The 25601-nt window shown below is 63.2% G+C and carries 23 protein-coding genes; 8 read left to right on the top strand and 15 right to left on the bottom strand.

The window, feature by feature from the left end:
- Window positions 1-6 precede the first annotated feature (6 nt).
- From era to hemW, 9 genes are all read right to left on the bottom strand, one after another.
- Window positions 7-1002, bottom strand: a complete 996-nt coding sequence (gene era / locus HMPREF2792_RS01265; protein ID WP_070530228.1) for a GTPase Era — start codon at window positions 1000-1002, stop codon at window positions 7-9.
- A gap of 731 nt (window positions 1003-1733) precedes the next feature.
- The gene (gene pdxY / locus HMPREF2792_RS01260; protein ID WP_070530225.1) at window positions 1734-2582 is read right to left on the bottom strand and encodes a pyridoxal kinase PdxY; all 849 of its coding nucleotides are present in this window, start codon (window positions 2580-2582) and stop codon (window positions 1734-1736) included.
- 50 nt (window positions 2583-2632) lie between these two features.
- Complete coding sequence (gene ybeY / locus HMPREF2792_RS01255) at window positions 2633-3208, bottom strand: rRNA maturation RNase YbeY (RefSeq protein WP_070530222.1); 576 nt, start codon at window positions 3206-3208, stop codon at window positions 2633-2635.
- Window positions 3205-4170, bottom strand: a complete 966-nt coding sequence (locus HMPREF2792_RS01250; RefSeq protein ID WP_070530219.1) for a PhoH family protein — start codon at window positions 4168-4170, stop codon at window positions 3205-3207. Before HMPREF2792_RS01250 ends, ybeY begins: the two co-directional genes overlap by 4 nt.
- Before the next feature lie 10 nt (window positions 4171-4180).
- Entirely contained in the window at window positions 4181-4921 is a 741-nt protein-coding gene (locus tag HMPREF2792_RS01245; protein WP_070530216.1) for a 16S rRNA (uracil(1498)-N(3))-methyltransferase, read from the bottom strand.
- Entirely contained in the window at window positions 4921-6063 is a 1143-nt protein-coding gene (dnaJ, locus tag HMPREF2792_RS01240; protein ID WP_070530211.1) for a molecular chaperone DnaJ, read from the bottom strand. The genes HMPREF2792_RS01245 and dnaJ overlap by 1 nt, the downstream gene beginning before the upstream one ends.
- A gap of 54 nt (window positions 6064-6117) precedes the next feature.
- On the bottom strand, window positions 6118-7152 hold the full coding sequence (gene hrcA / locus HMPREF2792_RS01235) for a heat-inducible transcriptional repressor HrcA (protein WP_070530209.1): 1035 nt from the start codon (window positions 7150-7152) through the stop codon (window positions 6118-6120).
- Window positions 7153-7162: 10 nt separating this feature from the next.
- Window positions 7163-8335, bottom strand: a complete 1173-nt coding sequence (locus tag HMPREF2792_RS01230) for an ATP-binding protein (protein WP_070530289.1) — start codon at window positions 8333-8335, stop codon at window positions 7163-7165.
- 423 nt (window positions 8336-8758) lie between these two features.
- Complete coding sequence (gene hemW, locus HMPREF2792_RS01225; protein WP_070530206.1) at window positions 8759-9907, bottom strand: radical SAM family heme chaperone HemW; 1149 nt, start codon at window positions 9905-9907, stop codon at window positions 8759-8761.
- A gap of 143 nt (window positions 9908-10050) precedes the next feature.
- Between hemW and HMPREF2792_RS01220 the strand changes: the two genes are divergently transcribed.
- A complete protein-coding gene (locus HMPREF2792_RS01220) occupies window positions 10051-11424 on the top strand; it encodes a hemolysin family protein (RefSeq protein ID WP_070530203.1) in 1374 nt (457 codons plus the stop codon).
- The gene (locus HMPREF2792_RS01215) at window positions 11424-12491 is read left to right on the top strand and encodes a CNNM domain-containing protein (protein ID WP_070530201.1); all 1068 of its coding nucleotides are present in this window, start codon (window positions 11424-11426) and stop codon (window positions 12489-12491) included. The genes HMPREF2792_RS01220 and HMPREF2792_RS01215 overlap by 1 nt, the downstream gene beginning before the upstream one ends.
- Before the next feature lie 198 nt (window positions 12492-12689).
- Here HMPREF2792_RS01215 and HMPREF2792_RS01210 read toward each other — a convergent pair whose 3' ends face one another.
- On the bottom strand, window positions 12690-13370 hold the full coding sequence (locus tag HMPREF2792_RS01210) for a hypothetical protein (RefSeq protein ID WP_070519581.1): 681 nt from the start codon (window positions 13368-13370) through the stop codon (window positions 12690-12692).
- Window positions 13371-13495: 125 nt separating this feature from the next.
- Window positions 13496-15337: an AMP-dependent synthetase/ligase gene (locus HMPREF2792_RS01205; RefSeq protein ID WP_070530199.1), complete on the bottom strand. Its 1842-nt coding sequence runs from the start codon at window positions 15335-15337 to the stop codon at window positions 13496-13498.
- Window positions 15338-15430: 93 nt separating this feature from the next.
- Between HMPREF2792_RS01205 and malQ the strand changes: the two genes are divergently transcribed.
- Window positions 15431-17530 (top strand): 4-alpha-glucanotransferase, encoded by a 2100-nt coding sequence (malQ, locus tag HMPREF2792_RS01200; RefSeq protein WP_232748420.1) that lies wholly within the window; start codon window positions 15431-15433, stop codon window positions 17528-17530.
- On the opposite strand, the gene HMPREF2792_RS13110 is transcribed toward malQ, so the two are convergent.
- On the bottom strand, window positions 17527-17682 hold the full coding sequence (locus tag HMPREF2792_RS13110; protein WP_185963341.1) for a hypothetical protein: 156 nt from the start codon (window positions 17680-17682) through the stop codon (window positions 17527-17529). The two genes, malQ and HMPREF2792_RS13110, sit on opposite strands and share 4 nt — an antisense overlap.
- Window positions 17675-17833, bottom strand: a complete 159-nt coding sequence (locus HMPREF2792_RS13105) for a hypothetical protein (RefSeq protein WP_168164014.1) — start codon at window positions 17831-17833, stop codon at window positions 17675-17677. Before HMPREF2792_RS13105 ends, HMPREF2792_RS13110 begins: the two co-directional genes overlap by 8 nt.
- A 23-nt stretch (window positions 17834-17856) precedes the next feature.
- Here HMPREF2792_RS13105 and HMPREF2792_RS01195 point away from each other — a divergent pair, with 23 nt between their 5' ends.
- Window positions 17857-19128, top strand: a complete 1272-nt coding sequence (locus tag HMPREF2792_RS01195; RefSeq protein ID WP_070530194.1) for a carboxylesterase family protein — start codon at window positions 17857-17859, stop codon at window positions 19126-19128.
- Here the strand turns inward: HMPREF2792_RS01195 and idi are convergent.
- The gene (idi, locus tag HMPREF2792_RS01190; protein ID WP_070519572.1) at window positions 19125-19649 is read right to left on the bottom strand and encodes an isopentenyl-diphosphate Delta-isomerase; all 525 of its coding nucleotides are present in this window, start codon (window positions 19647-19649) and stop codon (window positions 19125-19127) included. The two genes, HMPREF2792_RS01195 and idi, sit on opposite strands and share 4 nt — an antisense overlap.
- Window positions 19646-20182, bottom strand: a complete 537-nt coding sequence (locus HMPREF2792_RS01185; RefSeq protein ID WP_070530192.1) for a hypothetical protein — start codon at window positions 20180-20182, stop codon at window positions 19646-19648. Before HMPREF2792_RS01185 ends, idi begins: the two co-directional genes overlap by 4 nt.
- A 90-nt stretch (window positions 20183-20272) precedes the next feature.
- Between HMPREF2792_RS01185 and HMPREF2792_RS01180 the strand changes: the two genes are divergently transcribed.
- Genes HMPREF2792_RS01180 through HMPREF2792_RS01165 form a run of 4 tightly spaced genes read left to right on the top strand, consistent with a single transcriptional unit; the run spans window position 20273 to window position 25576 of the window.
- Entirely contained in the window at window positions 20273-22105 is a 1833-nt protein-coding gene (locus HMPREF2792_RS01180; protein ID WP_070530189.1) for an ABC transporter ATP-binding protein, read from the top strand.
- 10 nt (window positions 22106-22115) lie between these two features.
- Window positions 22116-23213 carry a MalY/PatB family protein gene (locus tag HMPREF2792_RS01175; protein WP_070530188.1) on the top strand — a complete coding sequence of 366 codons (1098 nt, stop codon included), beginning with the start codon at window positions 22116-22118 and terminating at the stop codon, window positions 23211-23213.
- Window positions 23214-23251: 38 nt separating this feature from the next.
- A complete protein-coding gene (brnQ, locus tag HMPREF2792_RS01170; protein ID WP_070530187.1) occupies window positions 23252-24592 on the top strand; it encodes a branched-chain amino acid transport system II carrier protein in 1341 nt (446 codons plus the stop codon).
- A 3-nt stretch (window positions 24593-24595) separates the two neighbouring features.
- A complete protein-coding gene (locus tag HMPREF2792_RS01165; RefSeq protein ID WP_070519563.1) occupies window positions 24596-25576 on the top strand; it encodes an LLM class flavin-dependent oxidoreductase in 981 nt (326 codons plus the stop codon).
- Window positions 25577-25601: the final 25 nt, after the last annotated feature.

Here is a 25601-nt window from a genome sequence, read left to right as displayed (position 1 = left end):
CCGCTTCTAGAAGCCCAGGCGGCCCAGTGCCTTCGGGTCCGATTGCCAGTTCTTCAGGACCTTAATGCGCAGATCGAGGTAGACGTTTTGGCCGAGCAGCTGGATGATTTCTTTGCGGGCGGTGCCCACGATGCGGCGGAAGCGGCGGCCATCCTTGCCCTCGATGATGCGCTTCTGGCCGGGCCGCTCCAGGTAGAGGATGGCGTGGACGTTGAGGACGTCTGGGCGTTCCTGGCTGGGCAGGATCTCATCGACCTCGACGGCGACGGAGTGCGGGAGCTCGTACTTCAGGCCGGACAGCGCAGACTCGCGGATAAGCTCAGCGATGCGCTTGGCCTGATCCTCGTCGGTGATGTGGTCATCGGGATAGAACTTCGGTCCTTCGGGGAGGTGGTCCACGATGACCTGGGTCAGCTCATCCAGCTGCACGCGCTCGGTGGCGGAGACGGGGATGACCACGGCGTCTGGGTTCTCCTCGGAGAGCAGCTCGTGAAGGGCTACAAGCTGGGCGCCGACTTGGTCCTTGGAGGCCTTGTCCAGCTTGGTGACGATCCCGATGATGGGGGTCTTCGGGGCGACCTTGCGGACGTTTTCCAGAATCCAGCGATCGCCGGGGCCGATCTTCTCATCGGCAGGGATGGTCAGGCCGATGACGTCGACGTCTGCGTAGGTGTCCTTGACTACCTCGTTGAGGCGCTCGCCGAGCAAGGTGCGCGGGCGGTGCAGGCCGGGTGTGTCGACGAGGACGATTTGCGCATCCTCGCGGTGTACGAGGCCGCGGATGGGGTGGCGGGTGGTTTCCGGCTGGTCGGCGGTGATGGCGATCTTCTGCCCCACCAGGGCGTTGGTCAGGGTGGACTTGCCGGTGTTGGGGCGGCCGACGAAGGACACGAAGCCGGAGCGGAAGCCCTCGGGCGTGTCGGTGTATTGCGAATAGTCAGCGGCGTTGGCTTCGCCCTCAGCCGGCAGGTCCGCGAAGGCGGCATCGAAATCAGTGCTCATATCGCCTCATATCATAACGCACGAGCTGCCGAGTCCCGTTCTTGTTGTATGGCCCTGCTCTGGCTCTCGACGTGCGGCCCCGAGAGCTTCCTGCCGAGGGGCTTAAGAATGGTCCTTTCAGTTTGGTCCTTCTACTCTGGTCCCTTCTCTGTGCAAAGGGACCATCTGGTGGTGGTTTTCGCGTACTGAAAGGTCCCTTTAGTGTGCGAAGGGACCAGACTAGAGGGACCTTTTGTGCTCGCGCGAGGGTTATCCGCCCTGCAGATGGTTTGAGTCAGGCGGTTCTGGTCATAAGGTTTCTTTGCCCCCAAACGAACCATCTAGCGACCTCCAGAAGGTTTGTTTGCCCCCAAGAGAACCTTCTGACCCGAACCATCTGAGTAGAACCTTATGGCTGGAAACGACATCGTTGAAGGAGGGCCGCGAAAACAGCGATGAGGTGAGGTGAGGGTGAAAGCTGATGACGCGAGGTTATCCGCCGCATGGCGACTGCGAAAAAGTTTGCGCCAAATGGCATCTTGCAAACGGCGTCTTCCGAAAGGCGTCTTTGACCGCAAAAACGCCATCTGGCCGCCGCAAAAGGCGTTTTTAGGAATGAAAACGCCTTTTGACAGATGCCTTCTGCGGGATGCCGTTTGCCGGACACCAAATGCCGGTCCAGGACATGACGCCGGGTCAAGGCATCCACGCCAGGCCGCGAACGCGCGCGCAGGGCGGTCACGGATTGACGGCTAGAGCTCCTCCACCCGGAACTGCAGCTGCGGGTTGGCAAAGACATCCTGCGACTCGATAAGCAGCAACTCCTGGGCATCCGCCTCGTAGGTGTTCTGGAGCAGGTCGAAGACGGAGGACGCGGTTCGCTTGAGAGCCAGCTTGGCGTCGTTGGTCTCCACGTAGTGTCCCGTAAAGAGCGAAGCCGTGACATCGCCCGAGCCGTTGCGCTTGAAAGGCAGCTTGGGGGTGGCTACCAAGAAGGCGCGCTCGCCATCAACGGCGAGCATCTCAATCTCGTCCTCGCTGGTCTCCGGGCGCTGCACCGAGGTCACCAACACGGTCTTCGGGCCGATCTCCTGCGCGCGCTTCACCGCAGCGAGGGTCTGCTCCAGGGTGCCCACCTCACAATCAGTCAGGTAGCCCAGCTCAAACTGATTCGGGGTGATGATATCCGCAATGGGCACCACCTTATCGCGCAGCAGCGGCGGGATTTCATCGGAGACGAAGCAGCCGGATTTGGCGTTGCCCATCACCGGGTCGCAGGCATACAGCGCATTCGGGTTGACCGCCTTGATGCGGTTCACGGCATCCACGATGGCGCCGGCAATATCCGGACCGCCCTGGTAGCCAGACAAGATTGCATCGATGCGTGGGAAGGCGCCGCGCTTCTCGATGCCATCCACAATCGCCGTGACCTCCTCCGCCGGGATCATCGGCCCGCCCCAGTCGCCATAACCGGTGTGGTTGGAGAAATTCACCGTGTGAATCGGCCATACCTCATGGCCAGCGCGCTGAAGTGGAAAGACTGCTGCGGAGTTGCCCACGTGACCGAAGGTGACGTGGGACTGAATGGAGAGGATGTTCATAGTCCTCCATTGTGCTACGCCCTTTTGCTCACCTCAACGTTTGGGCCGCTTTAGATTCCGCCGCCGGGAACTTCCTCATCGAGCTTCGCGCGCTCAGCGGCATCCGGGAAGGCCTTCGGGCCCGAGGGCTTGGGCTGGTAGCTCACGCCACGCGCCGCCAGGTCCTCGTACCAGTCCGCCAGCAGCTCGTTCTGCAGGCCGAACATTTCTTTCTCCTCCGCCGCAGTGGTGTGATCATAGCCCAGCAGGTGCAGGCAACCATGCACTGTCAGCAGGGCCAGCTCGTGGCCCAAAGAGTGGCCGGCCGCGGTGGCTTGGCGCTGCGCGAATTCCGGGCAGAGCACGATATCGCCCAGCATGGCCGGTCCGGCCTCGGCGGCGTCGGGGCGCCCGCCGGTAGCACCCGGGGTGAGCTCATCCATGGGGAAGCTCATCACATCGGTCGGGCCTTCCAGGTCCATCCAGCGCACGTGCAAGTCCGCGATGGTATCCAGATCCACGGCGGTAATCGTGCACTCGGCATCCGGGTTAACGTCGAGGCGGCCGAGGGCGTAGGAGCAGACGTCGATCAGCATCTCCTCGTTCACGCCGTCATAACCGGACTCGTTAATAAATTCGATGCTCATTTCTTCTCCTCCTGCTCAGCAAAGTTATCGTAAGCCTCCACGATGCGCCCGACCAGCTGGTGGCGCACCACGTCGGCCGCGCCCAGCTCCGCGAAGTGAATATCGGGCACGCCCTTGAGAATGCGGCGCACCAGACGCAGGCCGGAAACTTGCCCGCCCGGCAAGTCCACCTGGGAAATATCGCCGGTCACCACGATGGTGGAGCCGAAACCCAAGCGAGTCAGGAACATCTTCATCTGCGCCGGCGTGGTGTTCTGGGCCTCGTCGAGGATGACGAAGGCATCGTTGAGCGTGCGGCCACGCATATAAGCCAGCGGCGCGACCTCAATGATGCCGGCCTCCATGAGCTTCGGAATCATCTCCGGATCGATCATGTCCCGCAACGCGTCGTAGAGCGGGCGCAGGTAAGGGTCGATCTTGTCATTGAGGGTACCGGGCAAAAAGCCCAGCTTCTCCCCCGCCTCAACCGCCGGGCGGGTCAAGATAATGCGGCTGACCTGCTTGGCGCGCAGGGCCTGCACCGCCTTGGCCACCGCCAGGTAGGTCTTGCCGGTACCGGCGGGGCCGATGCCGAAGACAATCGTGTTTTCATCGATGGCCTGCACATAGCGCGATTGGCCCACCGTCTTCGGGCGCACGGCCTTACCGCGGCGCGAGACGATATCCGCCGCGAGCGTCTCAGACACAGACGCCGGGGCATCCACCGTGACCAGGTCCAGGGTGTGCTTCACGGTATCGGTGCTCACCGGATGCCCACGGCGGGCAATCGCCTCGAGCTCTTCGAGGACCTTGTGCGCGCGGGCCACCTCATAATCGGGGCCGGCAGCCGTGACGGTGGTGCCGCGGGCGAAGAGGTCCACGCCCACAAGGTTTCCCAAAACGCGCAGGTTATCGTCCGCCGGGCCGAGCACCGTGGCCAGGTAGGCGGAATCGAGATCAAACTTGGTGGTGATAATAGGCACGCCCAAAAGGCTACCAGCGCGAGGTCAGGGTGCCGATGCTGGCCAACGCCACCATGCTTGCCGACGCCGTCCTCAACACCTCCGGCCCCAACTTGATCGCCGTCGCACCGGCGTCCTGCAAGCGAGCCAGTTCCTCCGCGCCGATGCCGCCCTCCGGGCCCACCAGAAGGTAGATGGTCTCGGCGGCGTCGAGGTCAGCAAGGTCCTTAAGCCGAACCTCGGCTTCCTCGTGAAGGACCAAGGCTCGTGCGCCCGCAATCTCCTGACACAGCTGGCGGGTGGTCAGCGGGCCGCGCACGACAGGCACACGCGCGCGGCGCGCTTGCTTGGCGGCCGCCACGGCCGCGGATTCCCACTTGCCCAGAGCCTTCGGGGCCTTCTTCGAATCCCACTTGGACACGCAGCGATCCGCCTGCCAGGCGATGATCTCATCCACCCCGGCCTGGGTGGCCAGGTCGACGGCCAACTCGGCGCGCTCCGACTTCGGGATAGCCTGGACCACGATGACGCGTGGGGAGGGCTCGGGGATGGTCACGAGGTCGTCGACAAGCGCGGCCAGCGTGTCCTTGCCCTGTGTATCGGTGATGGTGGCGGTGGCGCGGCGCCCGGAGCCGTCGATAAGCACCAGGTGCTCCCCTGGGCCCATGCGCTTGACGGTGACCGCGTGGCGGCCCTCCGCGCCGTCGAGGCCCACGGGTTGGCCGACCTTCGCGAGGGACAGATCCGGGTGGAGGAAGACGGGCAGAGACATTAGCGGCGGAACTTGCCTCGGAGGCGGGTAAAGAGGGATTCGCCCTGATTGTCACCGGCGCGGTGCACCTCGGTGCCGCTGTGACCGGCGGCGCGGACCTTTTCGAGGGCCTCACGGGTCTTCTTATCCAGGTCCGTCGGGATCACCACATCCACGTGGGCGTGAAGGTTGCCATAGCCGTCGGTGCGCAGGCGCGGCATGCCCTTGCCCTGGAGCATGATGGACTCGCCTGGCTGGGTGCCCGGCGCGATATCGATGGTGAGCTCTTCGCCGTCGAGCTGCTCGACGGTGCAGGAAGAGCCGAGGGCAGCATCCACCATGGGCACGCGAACGGTCAGGTGCAGGTCATCGGCATTACGCTCGAAGACGGGGTGCGGCTCGGTGTGCACCTCCACGTACAGGTCACCGGCGGGGCCGCCGCCGTGGCCGACCTCGCCCTGGGAGGCCATGCGGATGCGCATGCCATCACCAATGCCGGCGGGGATGCTCACCGTAATATCACGACGCTTGCGCACGCGGCCATCGCCGCCACAGTGGCCACAGGGATCGGTGACCACTTCGCCGAAGCCATAGCACTTCGGGCAATCGCGGGTAGTCATCATGTTGCCCAGCATGCTGCGCTGGACTTCCTGAACCTGGCCCATGCCGCCGCAATGGTCACAGGTCACCGGCTTGGCCTTGGACTCGGAACCGGTTCCCTCACAGCGGTCACAGATCACGGCGGTGTCCACCTTGACCTGCTGCTTGACGCCGCTATAGGCCTCCTCGAGGGTAATGGTGGTGCGCAGGAGCGCATCATCGCCCGGCTGCACGCGGGAACGCGGGCCGCGGGAGGCCGCTCCCCCACCGAAGAACTCGGCGAAGATATCCCCGAGTCCGCCGCCGCCGAAACCGCCAAAGCCGCCGCCCTGGGCCGCGCGCTCCTCCATGGGGTCACCACCCATGTCCACAATCCGGCGCTTCTGCGGATCAAGCAGAACCTCCTGTGCAAGGGAAGCCTCGCGGAACTTCTCCGCGGCCTCGTCATCGCCCGGGTTGACGTCCGGGTGGTACTTGCGCGCCAGCTTGCGGTAGGCCTTCTTAATCTCGGCGTCGGACGCCGACTTTTCTACACCAAGAATGCCGTAGTAGTCACGAGCCACGTACTGTCATCCTTCTATTTCTCGTTGATACTAAATCTAATCCGACGGGCTAGCTTACTCGCCCGCCAGGATTTCACTCACATAGCGTGCAACGGCAGAGACCTTGGAAATTGTTCCCGAATAGTCCATATACGTCGGCCCCACGACACCCAGCCCGCCGAGTGCCGCCGCATGCTCGCCGGTGCCAAAACCATAGCGCGTGGCCACGACAGAGGTTTGGCGCAGCTCGTCGGCTTCGTTCTCCTCGCCGATGGATACAGAAACATTGCCCAAATCCGGCACGCGCGCCAGCAGCTTGAGCACGACGACCTGCTCCTCGAGGGCCTCGATGATAGAGGGCAGGCCCTCGGTCAGGGCCACGCGGGTGAGGTTGGACGTACCCGCCATAATCAGGCGATCGGAGGGCTGTTCCACAAGGGTCTCGATCAGCGTCGTCGCGGCCTTGAGGAGGTGGGGGCGGATGTCGGCTGGGGAGTCGTCGACAAGCGCGGCCAGCTCCACCGAAGCATCGGTGAGCGTCTTGCCCTCCAGGGCGGTGTTGAGGATATCGCGCAGGCGGTGGGTCTGCTCGGGGTCGATCACGTCATCGAGCTCCACATTGCGCTGATCGACGCGCCCATTATCCGTGATGAGCACCAAGAGCAGGCGCACCGGTGAGAGTGCCACGACCTCGCAGTGCTTGACGCGGGAGACCTTGAGGTTGGGCATCTGCACGACGGCTGCTTGCTTGGTTACCTGGGCCAGCAGCTGAACGGAACGCCGCAGCACGTCTTCCAAATCCACCCCGCCTTCGAGGAAGGTGAGCATGGCGCGGCGCTCGGCCTTGGAGAGCGGCTTGACGTCGTGCAGCGTATCGACGAATTGGCGGTAGCCCTTCTGCGTGGGCACGCGTCCAGAGCTGGCATGTTCCTGGGCGATGAGCCCTTCGGCTTCGAGCACGGCCATGTCATTGCGAATCGTCGCCGAGGACACACCCAGCTGGTAGCGCTCGAGCAGGGCCTTGGAGCCGACGGGCGATTGCGAGGCGATATAGTCCGCGACGATGGCGCGCAGGACCTCTTGGCGGCGGGCATCGGTGGAGCTGGACATGTCTTTAAGGCTATCCGTTCTGGCGGGCGATGAAGTCGTCAAAATTTGGCACAGTGTAGCTCACCCTGCCGTGTTCTGGAGCATAGATCAATCCTTTACTAATGAGCTTGGCTCGCACAGGACCCAGTTTCTTCGTGTCTTTACCTAAGATGTCCGCGATGTCCTTGCTCGAGATTTCCTCTCCACCAACCTTTGCCATCGCGGTCAAGTAGTCCCGCTCGGCTGGAGTAGCGCGATCCCACCTGGCTTGGAAAAACCCGCGGTCCAACTGCTCAATTCCAAGCCGCGCGGCGCGTCGAGCTGAATCGGAATCCATAGGTGAAGTTCGCGCAGTGCGCCACATTTGTGCACCAAATTCCTGGATGAAATACGGATACTGCCCCGATACATTAGCTAGATATTCAACTGCTTCATCGTCAAATTCCACGTTCTGTGTCCGCGCAGGTTCACGGAAGGCGGCAACTGCGGCATACATTTCGAGCCTGCCAATTTGGTGCACCTCGAACATTCGCTCTGCATAAGAGCGGGACTCCGCCAGAATCCCTGGCAGACTCGGGAGCCCAGCGCCAATAATGTAAAAAGGCAAGCCCAGCTGCCCTGCTTCATGTTGTGCAGAAATGAGTGCTTCGAGCAGCTCTTCATCAAGGTCTTGCATTTCGTCGATGAAGATTCCTAAAGCTTTATCCTCCTTGAGAAGCGTCGTAGTGATGGCCTCGATCACATCGTGCAGATCAAGCTCAAGGTTTCCTGTTGCTGGAGGAATGTCTCCCACTTCAACCCCAAGGTCAATAATGCTTTGTCCTACCGAGAGCGAAAAAGATTTTACGGCCGCAGCAATAAAGTGAAAACCCTCAGATACCTTGGCTTTCGTCCGATAGCGCAAAGAGGCTTTGGCTAAACCTTGCGCTAGAGCACGGCGGGCTCCTTCTCGTCCACGTGCCCCCTGCGAAGCCTCAAACTTAATCGTTAGCCAGTCGGCTTGGTCAGCCTTCCTTTTTAATTGGTTGAGCAGCACGGTCTTACCCACTCCACGCAAGCCAACGAGCAGCATTGGACGGCCAAGCAATCCGTTCTGGACGCGTTTGACAAGATTGTCAAACGCATGAAGGTCTCTCTCGCGCCCAGTAAGAACTGTCGGCGCGATGCCCGAGCCAGGAGTATAGGGGTTTAAGGCGTCATCCATGCCACTAATACTAGCAATATCGAGAGCGACTAACAGGTTTCTCGACGTGGAGAGAGAAACTAACACCGCTATCAAACTTCCCGACGACAGGAGCAAAACTAACAGATTCCCGGCGGGGCTAACTTTAAGTCCCCATGTCTCCTCGGCATCGAAAGGCCAAGACCTAGCCACTTCTTTGCGGCTTCGCGGTCCCACCACACAGCTGGTTCTACTCAGATGGTTCAGGTCATACGGTTTACTTGCCCCCAAACGAACCTTCTAGCAGCCTAAGGAAGGTTTGTTTGCCCCCAAACAAACCTTATGACTGGAGCCTTTCCACTGGAACCATGTGCGGAAGGCTGAGGACAGGCCACGAGGAGGGTACGGCCGCAAATGATCCAGCTGATGCGGACTCGGAGGTCGGCCCGCAGGCGGGGCAAGCCCCTAGCGAGCGGTGCCTTCGGCGGTATCTTCGGCGACAAGGAGGTCGGTGATGATCCCATCCGCGAGCAGGCGTCCCGCCTTGGTCACGCGGAGGTGGTCGCCGGCGCGCTCCAACAGGCCGCGCTCGATGAAGCGCGCGGCGACGGGCTCGGCGGCCGGCGCGAGCCAGGACGCAGGGATGCCCTCGCGCAGACGCAGTCCCAGCATGATGCGCTCGGTGTGGCGATCGGCGGCGCTGAGCTCCTCGCGATCCTTGATGGGCAGCTCCCCCTCGCCCACGGCCTTGATGTAGGTCCGCGGGTTCTTCACGTTGAAGAAGCGCTCGTTGCCCAAATGCGAATGCGCGCCCGGGCCCGCGCCCCACCAGTTGCCGTCCACCCAGTAGATGCGATTGTGCTGGCACTCCCCGCCCGGCTTGGCCCAGTTGGAGACCTCGTACCACTCAAAGCCTTCGGCCTCGAGCGTGGAGGAGATCATCTCATAGCGCCGGGCCAGCACGTCCTCGTCTGGGGCCGGAAGCAGGCCCTTCGATACCTTGCGGGCCATGCGCGTGCCGTCCTCCACAATGAGCGAATACGCACTGATGTGGTCCACCCCGGTCTCCAGGGCGCGCTCCAAGGTCAGGGCAACGTCGGTGTCTTCTTCAGTCGGCGTGCCATAAATCATGTCCAGGTTGACGTGCTCGAAGCCCGCGGCGATGGCTTCGCGTGCCGCATCGAAGGCGCGGCCCGGGGTGTGGGCACGCTCGAGCACTGCGAGCACGCCCGGTGAGGCGGACTGCATGCCAAGGGAGAGGCGGGTGAAGCCGGCGTCGAGAAGCCCGGCAAAGTACTCCGGCGAGGTAGATTCCGGGTTGGATTCCGTGGTGACCTCCGCGCCCGGGGCCAGGCCAAAGGTGTCGCGCACCCGATTCAACACACGGCCCAGCCCCTCGGCCCCCAGCAAGCTCGGCGTACCGCCGCCGATAAAAACCGTTTCGGCCTCACGGCCCACCTGCGCCGCCGCCATCTCCAGCTCCTTCTCCAGAGCATCCAGATAATCGCTGGTCAGATCCCCTCCCAGCTCACCCGGGGTATAGGTGTTGAAATCGCAGTAGCCGCAGCGCGAGGCACAGAAGGGAACGTGAATATAAAGACCGAAGGGATCCATGGGGAACAAAATAACCGACTACACCGTTGAAGCGGTAGTCTATAGTGCATATTTGCAATCCCCGAAAGTTAAGAAAGGCCCCCTTTTTCGTGGAACCTCCGAGTCGATGTCCCCGCCGCCAACTCAAGGCGGTGGGGTAAGCCGTGTTATCTGCCATCCTGATGATTGTGGCGGGTTTCGCCGTCATCGCTCTCATTATCGTGGCCAACGCGTACTTCGTCGCGCAAGAATTCGCCTTCATGTCCGTGGACCGCACGCAGCTGCGCCAGCGCGCCGCTGCGGGGGATAAACCAGCGGAGCGCGCGCTCAAGATCACGCAGAAAACCTCCTTCATGCTTTCCGGCGCACAGCTGGGCATCACGATTACGGGCCTGCTTATCGGTTATGTGGCCGAGCCACTCGTGGGCCAAGGCCTGGGCCAGCTGCTCGGTGGCGTGGGCGTGCCCACGGGCGTGTCCGTCGCCGTGGGTACGGTGACCGCGCTGGCCGTGTCGACGGTTCTCACGATGCTCTTCGCCGAGCTCTTCCCCAAGAACTACACCATCGCCGCTCCCATGAAGACAGCGCTGTGGCTGTCCGCGTCCACGATGTGGTACCTCAAGATCTTCGGCTGGTTGATCCACTTCTTCGAGTATTCCTCCAACGCCATCCTCAAGGTCTTCGGCATCGAACCGGTGGAGGATGTCGATTCTTCTGCCACCACCGATGACCTGGAATCCATCGTGGATGCCTCCCACGAGGCCGGCGACTTGGATGAGGACACCTACCTGGTGCTCGACCGCCTCCTCGACTTCCCCGAACACGACGTGGGACACGCCATGATTCCGCGCTCGCGCGTGGATGTCATCGAGCCAGAGACCACCATCGGTGAGGTCCGCGAGATGATGTCGGAGAACCACACCCGCTACCCCATCATCGACGATGAGCACAATCCCATCGGCGTGGTACACCTCTACGACGTGCTGGGCACGGAGCTGCCCGCGGCCACCCCGGCCCGCGAAATCATGAAGGAACCCGTGGTGGTTCCGGAGCTCATGCCGCTTCCTGACGTCGTCACGGAGCTTCGCGACGCCGACGAAAAACTCGCCTGCGTCATCGACGAATACGGCGGCTTCGTGGGCATTGTGACCATGGAGGACTTGGCCGAGGAGATCCTCGGCGATGTCACCGATGAGCACGACCTCGAAGAGACCGAGGAGATCACCGAGCAGGACGAGACGCACTGGATCGTCGACGGTGACACACCCATCGACGAGGTCGAGCGCGCCATCGGCCACGACCTGCCGGAGGGTGATTTCGAAACCGTCGCCGGCCTGCTCATCGCGCACTCCGGCACGTTGCCGGAGGAAGGCGAAGAGCTCGCCATCGAGCTGGAGGCAGAGCCTGAAGACTGGGTCGACGGCGATGAAGCCCCCACCCGCACGCTCAACGTGCGCGTCGAGGAAATCGACCGCCACGTGCCCTCCGTCCTAGCCCTAGAGCTGGTGGAGGAATTCCCGGAAGGAGACGATGACTAATGACTGATACTTGGTGGTTCAACCTCCTCATCACCATTCTCATCATTGCTGCTTCCGGCTTCTTCGTGGTCATCGAGTTCTCCCTCATGGGTGCGCGCCGCAACCGTCTGGAGGAAACCGCGGAATCCTCCGCTGCCTCGCGCGCGGGCCTTCGCTCGCTCAACGAGCTGACCATCATGTTGGCCGGCGCCCAGCTGGGCATTACCGCCGCAACCTTCGTCCTCGGTGCCGTGACCAAGCCGTGGGTCCATCACCTGCTCATGAGTCCGTTGGAGGCCCTCGGCTTGCCGCTGGGCGTTGCTGACGTCGTCTCCTTCCTCCTCGCACTTTTCGTCGTGACCTTCCTGCACCTGGTCATCGGCGAGATGGCGCCGAAGTCCTGGGCCATCGCCCACCCGGAGACGGCCCTGCAGCTCATTGCGGTTCCTGCCCGCGGCTTCATCTGGCTCTTCCGCCCGCTGCTGATCTGGATCAACAAGATGGCGAACAAGCTGGTGCTCATGACCGGCGAGGAACCCGTCGACCGCGCCGGTGCGGCTGGCTATGACGCGGAGACCCTGCGCCACCTCGTCGAGCACTCGCGGCAGACGGGCACGCTTGACGACGACTCCGCGAACCAGATCACCGGCGTCATCGAGCTAGAAGCGTCCACCGCCGCACAATTGGCCCGCGAGCACGGCTCGGAAATCTTGCCTCTGTCTTCCGATGCCACGGTGGCTGAGCTGCACGACCTCGTCGTAAACAAGTCCATCATGCGCGTGCTGGTCTACCCTCGCGCCTCGCGCATTCCGCGCATCGTCCACGTCCGCGATACCCTGCTGGCGGATCCGGAAACCCCGGTGCTGGAGTTCTCCCGCCCCGCGTTGGCGGTGAGCTCCTCCTCGACCGTGCAGAAGACTCTGGATCAGATGCGCGCCCGCAACGAGCAGCTCGTCATGGTGGGCAAGCCCACCAAGGACAAGACCGTGTGGATCCTGACCTGGGATGACATCATGGGCCAGCTGTGGCCGCAGATTACGGAGCAGCTGGACCAGGCCGCGCCGGCCGCCAAGAACCCGGGGGTCTAGCGCTTGCGCGCTAGACGGGGGCACACGAAGCTAAGCGTGGCTCACGAAGATAGACAGGGGAACACGAAGCTAGGCGGTGGCACGCAATACTAGGCGCGCCACGCTAACTACGAAAAGCGCCACCGAGAGAGGGAATCTCGGTGGCGCTTTCCTTTTGTCCTTGTGTGTTGGCAACAAGGAAGTCTGTGATGCGGCTCCTTAAGCGGTCGTGGCGGCCTGCTTCTGGCGCTTAGCCCGGACGCGGGCGACGACGGCGTCGATACGCGCGCGCTCCTCTAGGAAGGGCGGCGGATTGTGCCCGCGCATGGTGCGCACGAAGGCGGGGTGTGCCTCGACGACGGTGTGACGCCAGGCTTGCACGGCAATAAGGGAGGATTCTCCCGCGCGCTTGTACAAGTTCGGCAGGGAAACCACGTCGAGGTTGCGGGCCACGGCGTCGGTTTGCGCCAGCACGTACTCGACCAGCTCGCGCAGGTAGGCAGCCACCGCGGCGGTACGGCCGCGCAGGGTTTCTGCCAGCTCGGAGACCACGACGGGCGGGCCGGAGATAGGCAGGCCCTCAGCGAGTGCGCGGGCGGTGAGCTGCTTCGGTTCCTCGACGTCATTGTCGCCGGAGGAGGCAGCCGAGATGGTGCCGGACTTCAGGCCGGAGACCAGCGCCTGGCGCAGGCCGATGAGCTCGCCGACGCAGCGCCCGGAATCCACGCGGGCGTCTTCGACGATATCCCCCAGCTCGGCCAAGCAGTCGAGGGAGAGTTCATCGTCCCAGTCCTCGATGGCCTCGATGAGGTGCTCGATGTAGTCGACGACTTCATCGCCGATGTTATAGATTTCTTGGGTCAGCTCACGGTGGCGCAGCTCGGCTGCGATCTTGTGCATAGGCCGCCCTTCCCGTGAGAACCTCTAGTTGAGGTTTAGAGTTTTTCTGACCCCGCTGACTCTATTAGAGATCCTCGCATTCGGCTGCGCGACACTCCGAAGGAATTCACAGACTCCGTCCAGCCTTATTTCTTGCCGGCGTAGAGGCGCTCAATGTCAGCCGCATAGCGCTGGGCCACCACGTAACGCTTGACCTTCAGGGTTGGGGTGAGCTCGTTGCTTTCCTCGGTGAGGTCCTGATCCAGGATGACGAACTTCTTAATACCCTCCGCGTGGGAGACGGTGGCGTTGACCTGGTTGATGGCGTCCTGAATATCCGCGCGCAGCGCCGGATCCGCAGCTACCTCGCGCATGCCCTTGGTCGCGGCGATGTTGTGGTCCGCCTTCCAGCGCTTGAGCGCGTCCTCATCCAGGGTGAGCAGCACGCCGACGAAGGGCTTGCCGTCGCCAACCACCATGGCCTGGGAGATCAGCGGGTGGGAACGCAGGATATCTTCCATCGGGCCAGGCGAGACATTCTTGCCGCCCGCGGTGACGATGAGGTCCTTCTTGCGGCCGGTGATAACGAGCTTGCCTTCTTCGTTGATCTCACCGAGGTCGCCGGTGTTGTACCAGCCGTCCTGCAGCGCATTCTCGGTGGCTTCCGGGTTCTGCCAGTAGCCCTTGAAGACGATATCTCCCTTAATCAGGATCTCGCCGTCCTCGTTAATGCGCATCGTCGTTCCGCCCAGCGGCGGGCCGACGGTGCCGATGGACTGATCCACGAAGTCCACGGCGGCAGCCGCTGCGGTCTCCGTAAGTCCATAGCCCTCGTAGATGGTCACGCCGATGCCGCGGTACCAGTGCAGCAGATCCTGCGAGATGGCCGAGCCACCGGAGATGCAGTACTTGACCTCGCCGCCCATTGCCTGGCGGATGGCGGAATAGACCAGCTTGTCAAAGGCCTTGTGCTTGGCCTTGAGAACTCGGTTGGGGCCCTCCGGGGTATCCAGCGCCTTGGAGTATTCGATGGCGACTTTCTCCGCGCTGTCGAAGATCGCGCCCTTGAACGCGGAGGAACCATGCGCCTTGGCGGACGCACCGTTGCGTACCTTTTCAAACACGCGCGGCACGCCAAGAATCAGGTTCGGGCGGGAACGAGCGAACTCAACGGTGATGGTGCTGAAGTCCGCCCAGTGGTTCTGGGACGCACCACCGATGGTGACCGCCAGCGACACCGCACGGCTGAAGACGTGTGCCAGCGGCAGGAAGGTCAGGACGTGTGCGCCCGGCACGGCGATGGCACCAATGGGGTTGGTCAGCAACCCGCGGGCTTCCGCCAGCCAGTTGCGGTGGGTCAGCATGCAACCCTTGGGGCGCCCGGTGGTGCCGGAGGTGTACACCAGGGAGGCGACGTCGTCAGTGTGCGTAGCTTCGATGCGCTGGTTGACGGTGTCGTCGCTGATGTCGCGTCCCTCAAACTTCAGCGTGTCGATGGCCGAAGAGTTGATTTCCAGAACACGGCGCAGCTGAGAGGGGGAACCGTGCAGCTGCGGGGTGCCGTCCTCCTGCAGCTTCAGGTGCTTGACCAGCTCGGAGTGCTCGCGGGTTTCCGTGATGGCGAGGATTGCGCCGGAGTCTTCGATGATCCACTGAACCTGGGACATCGACGACGAGGGGTACACCGGAACGGAAACCGCACCGGCGGCCCAGATGGCGTAGTCCAGCAGGGACCACTCATAGCGGGTGGTGGAAATGAGCGCCACGCGGTCACCCTGCTCCACGCCGAAGGCGATGAGCCCCTTGGCCACCGCGTAGACTTCCTCGACGAATTCCTTGGCGGTGACGTTGACCCACTCGTAATTCGCCGGGCGGGTAAACAGCACGCCATGTGGGCGGGCGTGCGCCGTAGCCATCATGGCGGTAAGGCACGTTTCGCCGTCCTTGATCTCGAATTCCGCTTTGGTGTGCGCTTCATTCAAAGTCACAGTTGTGTCCTTTCCCACAAAAACTAAATTCCAGCCCACTCTACCAACCTGATTTATTACGCGCGTGGGGAGGGCGTGGCACAATTGGGGGATGTGACTACCCGTGATCTGCTTCAAGAACTTGCCCAACGCCACGGTGTGGCCTGCGAGTACACCGCCCAGAACGGACAGCCTGTGTACGTCAGCGAGGAGACAATCACCTACACGCTGCGCGCACTCGGCGTCTCTATCTCCGACCGTCCGGACGATGAGGAGCTAACCCAAGCCCTCTTCGAGGACTACCTCGCTCGGGCTTCCCGCCCGCTGCCGCCCTGCGTGGTGGCCCGCGAAGGCGCCGAAAAGTCCTTCGCCGTCCACGTCCACGACGGGGATCCGGTCGCCGTCACCATCGAATTGGAAAGCGGCGAGACCCGCCCGACTTACCAGGACCCCAACGATGCCCCGGCTGCCGACGTCTCCGGAACCATGTGGGGCGAGGCAAGCTTCCACGTCCCCGGCGACCTGCCTCTCGGATTCCATAAGCTGCTCCTGTCCTCTCCCGGCATCGGAGAGCACGAGTGCCCGCTCATCGTCGTGCCGAACCACCTGAGCACGGCGGATCGCTACCTTGAGCGCCCCGCGGCGGGTGCGATGGCGCAGCTGTACTCAGTGCGTTCCGAGAAGTCCTGGGGCATGGGTGATTTCGGTGACTTGGCAGAGCTGGCGGAACTGCTGGCGCCGGACTACGACTTCCTCCTTATTAATCCGCTGCATGCTGGCGAGCCGATTCCGCCGGTGGAAGACTCGCCCTACCTGCCCACCACGCGGCGATTCATCAATCCGATCTATATCCGCATCGAGGACGTCCCGGAGCTGAAACTACTCAGCCCGGAACTCCAGGATGACGTGGCCGAGCTGGCCGCCGAGTTCCGCGAGCGCAACCTGTCTGCAGAAGAGATTGATCGTGATTCCATCTTCGAGGCCAAGCTGCAGGTCCTCCAGGAGCTCTTCAACAAGGGGATGACCCCAGAGCGCCGCACCGCCTTTAGCGAGTACCAGCGCCGCGAGGGCCGTGGCCTGCGTAACTTCGCGCTGTGGTGCGCCGAGACCGAGCTCGAACGCCACAGCGGCCGTCGCCACGCGCTGAGCCTTGACGTCAGCGAGTTGGCTGAGTTCTATTCCTGGCTGCAGTTCCTCTGCGATGAGCAGCTAGATGCTGCCCAGCGCCGCGCGCTCGACGCCGGCATGAGCATCGGGCTTATCACCGACATGGCCGTGGGCATCCACCCCGCCGGTGCCGACGCCGTCAACCTGGCGGAATACCTCGCCCCGCAGTGTTCGGTGGGCGCCCCGCCGGATGATTACAACCAGCAAGGCCAGGACTGGTCCCAGCCGCCGTGGCACCCGGTGCGCCTGGCGGAATCCGGCTACCAGCCGTGGCGTGACTTGTTGCGAACGATGCTGGGCAATGCTGGCGGCCTGCGCGTTGACCACGTGCTCGGCCTGTTCCGTCTGTACTGGATCCCGCGCCACTCCACCCCGCTCAACGGCACCTACGTGTCCTATGACTGGGAGGCCATGCTCGGCATCTTGGCGCTCGAGGCTGAGCGCGCCGGCGCGGTCCTCGTGGGCGAGGACCTGGGCACCCTGGAGCCGTGGGTCCAAAACGCTCTGCGCGATATGGGCGTGCTGGGCACCACGATCATCTGGTTCGAGCACGCCGAGGACGGCCCCACCCCGCGCCCGCAGGATCAGTACCGCCAGATGGCGATGTCCTCGGTGGGCACGCACGATCTGCCGCCAACGCTCGCCTTCCTGCGCGGGGACCACATCGCGCTGCGCGCCCGCTTGGGTCTGCTGACCCGCCCAGTGGCGGAAGAAGAAGCCGAGGACCGCGCGTGGCAGGAAAAGGTCAAGGACAACCTGCAGGCCTATGGCATGTTGGACAACCGCGAGAGCGAAGAGGACATGCTCGTTGCCCTGCACCGCTACATCGCGGGAACCCCGTCGGCGCTGACGGTGACCAACCTGGTGGACATGGTCGGTGACGTGCGCGCCCAAAACCAGCCGGGCACGACGAAGGACCAGTACCCCAACTGGTGCATCCCGCTGTGCGATACCGCCGGCAAGCCGGTGTTGTTGGAGGATCTGCCAAAGCAGGAGCTCTACCAGCGCCTCGCCCAGGTCGCCACGAGGCCGGGCGCCGAGCGCTAAACGACGACTCCGACGATGGCCACCACGACGATGAGCGCGATCATCAGCCAGAGGGTCACGCTCACTCGGGACTTGGGCAGTGCGCGTTTGCGGTGGGGAGGCTGCGGGCGCTCGGGGTCCCACAGGCCTTCGCGGTGATCATCGTCAGTCATGTTTCTTCATCCTAGTCGCGGGTGCTAGCCACGAATTCACACGGTCGATAACCCACATCAGCACCCACCCCATGACGGTCGCGGCCGGCACTGCGGTCACGGCGAGCACCGCCATCTGCGCCCACACTGGCGCCTGCACGAGCCATTCCATGCCCTCAGGGTAGCCTGTTGTCCATGAGCAGTGCACCTTTCGACGTCACCTGCCCCGCGGGCACCATCACCGGCTACCTCGATGGGGACGTGGCCCATTTCCGCTCCATCGAGTACTCCCACATCCCGGGAGATTTCGATAACCCCGAGCCCGCCCCGCCGCGTGACCAGGACGCGCGCGAACCGCATCCGGAGAAGGTCGCGCTGACCATCACCGCCCCCGCGCCCGGCAAACGCACCGCCGCCCTAGCCCCCACGCTGGTCTACATCCACGGCGGCCGCTACGAGCACGGCTCCCACGAGGACCCCCGGGCGGAGGGTACGCCGACCGCGGAGGCGGGCATCGTCCACGTGCAGCTGGACTACCGCGTGGGGCTGCCGGGCCTGGCCCGTTTCCGCGATGATGAGCCCAACCACTACCGCGCCATCGAGGACCTACAGCTGGGCTTGGAATGGATTCAGCGCAACATCGAGTCCTTCGGCGGCGATCCCACCAACGTCACCGTCGTGGGCCAGTCCGCCGGCGCCAATGCCGTTCTCTGGCTGTGTCGGCGCGACCACTACCGCGGGGCTTTTCGCCGCGCCGTGGCGCTCTCCCCGGGCTTCCCTCGGGAGAGCTTCGAGGAGCGCAAGGCCACGCTGCGCCAGGTGATGAAGAAGCCCATCACGCGCTCCTCCCTCGCGGCGATGAGCCAAGAGGAGCTCGCGGCCGGCTACGCCAAGTTCCGCAAGAAGTACAGCCTCGATATGGCGCTGGGCCCTACCCCACTGGAGTGTGGGCAGCTTGCCGACGTCCCCCTCATCCTCGCCAGCACCCGCGACGAGTTCTACAACATCCCGGCCACGCAGAAGATCGATCGCTCCCCTTTCCGCAGCCTCATCCTGCGCTATGTGGCCCCGCGCTTTGGATTTCCCCGCAATGGTTTCAAGCCGTGGTATCAGGTGGCACAGCACATGGATAAGGACCGCCCTATGGGCCGGTTGGTGGGTGATGCCATCATCCGCCGCTGGGCGGCAGAGGTGGCGGAGAAGGCACCAGGTAAGACCTGGATGGTGGAGTTCACCCGCTCCTCGGGCCCGGCCTTGCACTGCGAGGAGCTGCGCCCGCTCTTTGGGGACACGGAGCTAGCACAGTGGCTGCGGGACTTCGTGCGCACCGGCGAGCCCGGTTTCGAGGCCTACCGCCCCGAGCACGCCATCTGGGAATACAACCTGGATAACGGCGAAAACCGCGTGGCCTATTCCAGCCTGGATTATATCTCGGCGGCCTTCGCCCAGGATGGCAGCCTGCTTTAGGCCAACAGGGCCTCGCGCAACGGCTCGTGGGCCAGCTCCTCAACCATCCACGGGCTAAAGGCGAATGGCGTGGCATCGGCGGCAGCGAGGACATCGCGCACCGGGACCCACGCGAAGGAGTCCACCTCATCCGGGTTAGGCGTGGGTTCGTCGGTGGTCTCAAAGAGATAGACCGGGCAGATTTCGTTTTCCACCACGCCGGAGGAATCCACGGCGCGGTAGGAAAAGTTCGGCAGCACTAAGTGAGGGGTGCCGCTGAGGCCAAGTTCGAACTGGGCGCGGCGCACGACGGCGTCGGCAGTCGGCTCATCCGGCCCGGGGTGTCCGCAGAAGGAATTGGTCCACACACCAGGCCAGGTCAGCTTGGACAGTGCGCGGCGGGTCAGCAACAGCTCGCCTCCGCGCACCACCCAGGCGGAGAAAGCAAAGTGCAGCGGAGTATCCGCGGTGTGGACGGCGGCCTTCTCAGCTACGCCTGCGGGTTTACCCTCGGGCGAGGCTAGAACGACGAGTTCCGTCATAGATTGAGGTCTCCTACAAAACGCACGTTGCCGATGTTGAAGCGCGCGTTCCAGAGGTTGCCGGGGGCAACGTCATAGACATACTGGAGGTTGGTGGACGCGCCTGCCCCCAGCGGGTGGTCCAAGCCCGGCGCGGCTACATCTGGGTGGACAGCGGGGTCAACATCAATCGAATCCACGGTGGCCCAGCCGCCGTTGCCGTCGGCGCGCTCGAGGGTGGGTTCCGGGAGGGCGTCGGCAGGCATGGGGACCTCGTTGAGGTTGTGGATCTTCACCGTGAGCACCGTTCCACCGCCGCCGGAGTACAGGCCCTGCAGCTCATACTCCACGTTGAGGCCCTTGTCCTTGACGGGTGCCGCCAGGTTAGAGGTCACCTCTTCGGCGTCCACGTCTTTAGCCTCAAACGTCGGCGGCTCCGAGCTGGACACCACGATGTTGTCCTGCGGGCCCGCGTCCGGCGGCTGGAGGATGCTGCAGCCTGAGAGGGCAGCCAGGCACAGCGGGGCACACGCTAGGGGGAGGTACTTCTTCACCGCGAATCCTTTTCCATCACGACTTCGGTTTCTCCCTTACCTTAGTCGACGGGTTGGATATTCCTATTAAGGGCGTAACATCGGCCGACGATGAACTCTATTCTCCGCATCGTCCGCAGCGCTTCTGCGCTGTGGCCGTTCTATCTCGGCGTCCTAATCACCGCGTCAGTCACCGCGATTCTCTCGCTGCTGACGCCCTTCATCCTCCGCGAGGCCACCGACACCGTCGTCGCAGGAGGCCCGCTGCGTACCATCCTCTGGTGGGTCGTGGCGCTCTTTGTGGCAGATGCGCTGGGCAACGTGGTGAAAAACATCGGCGGCTATATCGGCGATGTCATGGTGGCGCGCCTGCGCCAGATTCTGTCCACGCGCTACTTTGCCAAGCTGCTCTCCGTGCCGCAGGGTTATTACGACAACCAGGTCACCGGCACCATCATTGCGCGCTTGGACCGCTCGATTGCGAATATCACGCAGTTCCTGCAGTCCTTCTCCAATAACTTCTTCGTCATGCTGATCCAGGCCGCGGCGGTGTTGGTCATCACCGCGGTGTACTACTGGCCGCTGGCCATCTTGCTGGCAGCGCTCTTCCCCATCTATATGTGGCTCACCGCGCTGACCTCGGAGCGCTGGCAGAAATTCGAGGCCATCAAGAACGAAAACATCGACGTGGCCAATGGGCGCTTCGCGGAGGTCATCGGCCAAGTGAAGGTGACCAAGTCCTTCGTGGCCGAGGCCCGCGAGTTGGCCTCCTTCGGTTCGCGCTACCGCACGGTGGTGGATACGACGAAGCCGCAATCGCGCTGGTGGCATTCCATGGATACCGCGCGTGGCGCGGCCATGGCGCTGATCTTCTTAGGCATCTATGGCCTGATCTTCTGGCGTACCTTGGAGGGCCACTTCTCCATCGGTGACATGGTCATGCTCCTGCAGCTGGTGAACATGGCCAAGCAGCCGGTGTTCATGATGAGCTGGATCGTGGATGTCAGCCAGCGCGCCATTGCCGGCTCCAAGGACTATTTCAAGGTCATGGAGGAGACCCCGGAGCCCACGGTAAACCCGCAGCTGGTCGCCGCCGCTGAAACCTCCGACGTCCCCGATCTCGATCTCACCCCGGCCGAGCCGCTGCGCCCAACACAAGGCCCGGTCTTCGCCTTCGAGGACGTGTCCTTCTCCTATGAGTCGGATAAGCCGGTCGTCGCCGGTATTTCCTTCGCCGCCGAGGAGGGCCACAAAGTCGCGCTCGTCGGCGAGTCCGGCGGCGGCAAGTCCACCTTGGTCAACCTGCTGCTGGGCCTGTACCAGCCCACGGAGGGAAAGCTGACGGTGCTGGGGCACGACGCCGCGGAGCTTACCGCCGAGCGCCTGCGCGCCTCAGTCGGCGTGGTCTTCCAGGAGTCCTATCTCTTCTCAGGCACCATCAAGGAAAACATCGCTTATGACAAGCCGGAGGCGACGATGGAGGAGATCGTGAACGTCGCCAAGCGCGCCAATGCACACGACTTCATCGAGGAATTCCCCGATGGCTATGACACCGTCATCGGTGAGCGCGGCCTCAAGCTCTCCGGCGGGCAGAAGCAGCGCGTGGCCGTGGCGCGCGCCATGCTCAAGGACGCCCCCATCCTCGTGCTCGACGAGGCCACCTCGGCGCTGGACACCAAGGCCGAGCGTGCCGTGCAAGCGGGCCTGGATGAGCTCATGAAGGACCGCACCACGCTCATCATCGCGCACCGCCTGTCCACCATCGCGGACGTGGACACCATCATCACCCTCGACCACGGCCGCATCTCCGAAATTGGTTCGCCGGCCGAGCTGGCGCAGTCCGGCGGCATCTACGCCGAGCTGCTGCGTTTGACCCAATCCGCCTCCGCCGCCGACCGCCAGCGGCTGAAAAAATACGGATTTGTGCAGCCCAACGACGAGTAAGGTGGGGCGCATGCATTTCCCTAGCCTGAAAGAACTTAGTGCCCGTGGTACCCGCAAGTGGACCGTCTTTGACGAGGACATCATTCCGCTGTGGATCGCTGAATCGGACTTCCTCACCGCCCCCGCGGTGAAGGAAGCAATACAGGAGGCTGTCGACGCCGAATCCTTCGGCTACACCCCAGCCCCCAAGGCCTCCGAGCTCAACGCGGCCCTGGCGGATTTCTATGAATCGCGCTACGGCTGGCGCCCACAGCACGTCTTCTGGATTGGGGACGTCGTGCGCGGGCTGCTGCTCGGGGTGCAGTACTTTACTGAGGGCGCGGTGGCCGTACCGGTTCCGTCTTACCCGCCGCTGTTGGAGCTGCAGGAGACCGCGGGGCGCGAGAAGATAGAGACCTCGCTGGAGCTAGACGATATCGAGCGTGCCTTTAAGGCTGGCGCCGGCTCTATCCTGCTCTCCCACCCTTATAACCCGCTGGGCATCGTCTTCGACGAGGACTGGCTGCGGGGGCTCGTGGAACTGGCGGATAAGTATGATGCCCGTATCCTCTCCGATGAGATCCATGCCCCGCTGGTCTACGAGGGCCGCCACATCCCGTTGGGTGCTTTGTCCGACCGCGTCATCACCGTCACCGCCACGTCCAAGGCGTGGAATACCGCGGGTCTCAAGTGCGCACAGGTGATCTTCTCCAACTCCGCGGACGTGGAGCGCTGGAATTCGCTGACCGGTGTGGCCAAGGACGGCACCGGCACGCTGGGCGTTCTGGCGGCGGAGGCCGCCTACCGCGACGGCGGGGAGTTCCTCGACGAGGAGATTGCGTACTTAAAGAAGACCCGCGACTGGCTGGTGGAGGAGCTGCCCAAGCGCGTGCCGGGCCTAAAGACTTCCCACCCGCAGGCCACCTACCTGCTGTGGTTGGACTTTTCCGAGACCGCTATTGGTGATGACCCGAAGCCCGCAGCGTGGGTTCGCGAGCACGCCAAGGTGGCTCTCAACGAGGGCGTGACCTTCGGTACGGGCGGCGAGCACCACGCGCGTTTGAACTTCGCCACCTCCCGCGAGCTGCTCGAAGAAGCGCTGGATCGGCTAGAGAAGGCCTTCAGCTAGAGTTTACATCTCATGTCATGGGCATTATTCTTAGAAAAATGTCCATTAATGACGCTCAGGCTCCCTCTCAGTCCGCCTCGAAGACGGGTTCTCCCATCGGCATCGTCATCGTTGCCTCACTCATGCTCTTCTCCATGTTCTTTGGAGCGGGCAACCTCATCTTCCCGCCGGAAGTCGGTGTCTCCTCCGGCACCAACTTCTGGCCCGCCACCTTGGGCTTCCTCGCCGCCGGCGTGGCGCTGCCGGTCTTGGCTGTGGTCGCGGTGGCCATTTCCGGCCAGTCCGTGCGGGACATCGGAAACCACGGCGGCAAGATCTTCGGCGTGGCCTTTTCCGTCATTGCTTACCTGGCCATCGGCGCCTTCTACGCCCTGCCGCGTACCGGCGCGGTGTCCATGGAAACCGCCATCACCCCGCTGCTGGGGTGGGAGGGGACCTTCGCCAACGGCGCCTTCAACGTCGTCTTCTTCCTTATCGCGTTGGCTTTGGCCTGGCGCCCGAATGACATCATCGACACCTTGGGCAAGTTCCTCACCCCGGCGCTGGTCATCCTGCTCGCGGTCCTCATCACCCTCGCTACCGTGGCGAATCCCCGCATGCCCGGCACTCCGACCGAAGAGTATGCCTCCGCACCCTTCGTTACCGGCCTCTTTGAGGGCTATAACACCATGGACGCCATCGCGGGCCTGGCTTTCTCCATCGTCATCGTGACCTCCCTGCGCTCCAAGGGTTTTTCCAAGAACAGTGAGCTGCTGCGCGGAACCATTCTCTCCGCGGTCATCGCCGGCGCCCTGCTCGCCGCCATCTACCTGGGGCTGGCGTGGATCGGCCAAACCATGCCGAACGGTGCCTCCTATGAGTCCGGCGCCGCCCTGCTTGCCGACGCCTCCAATCTCACCATGGGCAATATCGGCCAGGCCGTCTTCTCCGCCATCGTCATCCTGGCGTGCATGACCACCGCCGTGGGCCTGATTTCCGCCACCTCGGAGTTCTTCGCCCTGCTCGTGCCGAAGACCACCTACCACCTGTGGGCCTGCCTGTTTACTGCACTGTCCATAGCCTTCGCTTTCCAGGGCCTTGACACGGTGCTTGCCATCGCGGTGCCCTTCATCGTGTTCTTGTACCCGCCGGCTATCTCGCTGATTGCGCTGACCCTCCTGCAACCGGTAGTCAAGAAGTGGGTCACCTTCTACTGGGCATTCCGCTTGGCACTGTGGGTTTCCGTGCTGTGGTCCGCCGCCACCTCCTTCGGCGCCCCGCTTGATTTCGCCCCTGGCCAAGACGTTGGCCTGGGCTGGGTGGTTCCCACGCTCCTCGCATTTGCCATCGGCGTTATCATCGACGTTGTATCTACAGGCTCGTCGAAGAAAAGTGAGTAGCTCATGACGTTCCGCGCCGCTTTGTCCGTCCTCGATTTCTGCACCATCTACCCGGGGGAATCTCCCTCCCAGTCCATGGCCAGGTCGGTCGAGCTGGCGCAACGCGCGGAGGCTTTGGGGTTTAAGCGCATGTGGTACACCGAGCACCACAACATGCCCTCCATTTCTTCCTCCTCCCCGGCGGTGCTCATCGCACACATCGGCGCGAAGACCGAGCGCATCCGCTTGGGCTCCGGCGGCGTCATGCTGCCGAACCACGCGCCCTATGTCATCGCCGAACAATTCGGCACCCTCGCCGAGCTCTACCCCGGCCGCATCGACCTCGGCCTGGGCCGCGCCCCCGGCACTGACATGCAGACCTTGGGCCGCGCCCTGCGCCGCGATGGCCACGCCGCCGAACGCTTCCCCGAGGACGTCAAAGAATTGCAGGGCTACCTCTCCGGAAAGTCCCTCATCCCCGGAGTGAAGGCCATCCCCGGCCATGGCACCAACGTCCCCATCTACATCCTGGGATCCTCGCTGTTCGGCGCCTCGCTCGCCGCCAAGTACGGGCTTCCCTATGCCTTCGCCTCGCACTTTGCCCCGCAACACCTCGAGGCCGCCACGGCCTACTATCGCGAGAATTACCAGCCTTCCGAAGCCCACCCGGAGCCCTATGTCATCGCGGGTGTCAACGTCACCGCGGGTGATGACGCCGACGAGGAATTTGAAAAGGTCTGCTTCCGCCGCGTCAAGGCCTTTGCAGGTCGTGGCAAGCAGCTCAGCGACGCCGACGTTGCCCGCATCATCGATTCCCCGCAGGGCCAGCAGATCATCGGCATGCTGAAGTACTCCGCCGTGGGCAGTATCGAGCACGTGCGCGACTACCTCACGGAATTCCAAAATCTGGCCCAGGCGGATGAACTCATGATCTCCCTGCAATCCACAAGCCACGAGGCCGCCTTGGGTAACATGGTTAACCTGGCTCAAGCGTGGCAGCTGTAGGCGGACGCGCCCTCGCGCATCCGCG

This window comes from Corynebacterium sp. HMSC068H04, from assembly GCF_001811255.1.
GTDB classification, from domain to species: domain Bacteria; phylum Actinomycetota; class Actinomycetes; order Mycobacteriales; family Mycobacteriaceae; genus Corynebacterium; species Corynebacterium hesseae.
Note: the sequence above shows the minus strand (reverse complement) of the source record. Positions and strands in the feature narration are given on the sequence as shown.

Excerpts from the sequence above, each read along its gene's own strand:
- era (WP_070530228.1), bottom strand. The coding sequence starts at position 1,002 with ATGAGCACTGATTTCGATGCCGCCTTCGCGGACCTGCCGGCTGAGGGC.
- pdxY (WP_070530225.1), bottom strand. The coding sequence starts at position 2,582 with ATGAACATCCTCTCCATTCAGTCCCACGTCACCTTCGGTCACGTGGGC.
- ybeY (WP_070530222.1), bottom strand. The coding sequence starts at position 3,208 with ATGAGCATCGAATTTATTAACGAGTCCGGTTATGACGGCGTGAACGAG.
- HMPREF2792_RS01245 (WP_070530216.1), bottom strand. The coding sequence starts at position 4,921 with ATGTCTCTGCCCGTCTTCCTCCACCCGGATCTGTCCCTCGCGAAGGTC.
- hrcA (WP_070530209.1), bottom strand. The coding sequence starts at position 7,152 with ATGTCCAGCTCCACCGATGCCCGCCGCCAAGAGGTCCTGCGCGCCATC.
- HMPREF2792_RS01230 (WP_070530289.1), bottom strand. The coding sequence starts at position 8,335 with ATGGATGACGCCTTAAACCCCTATACTCCTGGCTCGGGCATCGCGCCG.
- hemW (WP_070530206.1), bottom strand. The coding sequence starts at position 9,907 with ATGGATCCCTTCGGTCTTTATATTCACGTTCCCTTCTGTGCCTCGCGC.
- HMPREF2792_RS01215 (WP_070530201.1), top strand. The coding sequence starts at position 11,424 with ATGACTGATACTTGGTGGTTCAACCTCCTCATCACCATTCTCATCATT.
- HMPREF2792_RS01210 (WP_070519581.1), bottom strand. The coding sequence starts at position 13,370 with ATGCACAAGATCGCAGCCGAGCTGCGCCACCGTGAGCTGACCCAAGAA.
- HMPREF2792_RS13110 (WP_185963341.1), bottom strand. The coding sequence starts at position 17,682 with ATGACTGACGATGATCACCGCGAAGGCCTGTGGGACCCCGAGCGCCCG.
- HMPREF2792_RS13105 (WP_168164014.1), bottom strand. The coding sequence starts at position 17,833 with ATGGAATGGCTCGTGCAGGCGCCAGTGTGGGCGCAGATGGCGGTGCTC.
- HMPREF2792_RS01195 (WP_070530194.1), top strand. The coding sequence starts at position 17,857 with ATGAGCAGTGCACCTTTCGACGTCACCTGCCCCGCGGGCACCATCACC.
- idi (WP_070519572.1), bottom strand. The coding sequence starts at position 19,649 with ATGACGGAACTCGTCGTTCTAGCCTCGCCCGAGGGTAAACCCGCAGGC.
- HMPREF2792_RS01180 (WP_070530189.1), top strand. The coding sequence starts at position 20,273 with ATGAACTCTATTCTCCGCATCGTCCGCAGCGCTTCTGCGCTGTGGCCG.
- HMPREF2792_RS01175 (WP_070530188.1), top strand. The coding sequence starts at position 22,116 with ATGCATTTCCCTAGCCTGAAAGAACTTAGTGCCCGTGGTACCCGCAAG.
- brnQ (WP_070530187.1), top strand. The coding sequence starts at position 23,252 with ATGTCCATTAATGACGCTCAGGCTCCCTCTCAGTCCGCCTCGAAGACG.
- HMPREF2792_RS01165 (WP_070519563.1), top strand. The coding sequence starts at position 24,596 with ATGACGTTCCGCGCCGCTTTGTCCGTCCTCGATTTCTGCACCATCTAC.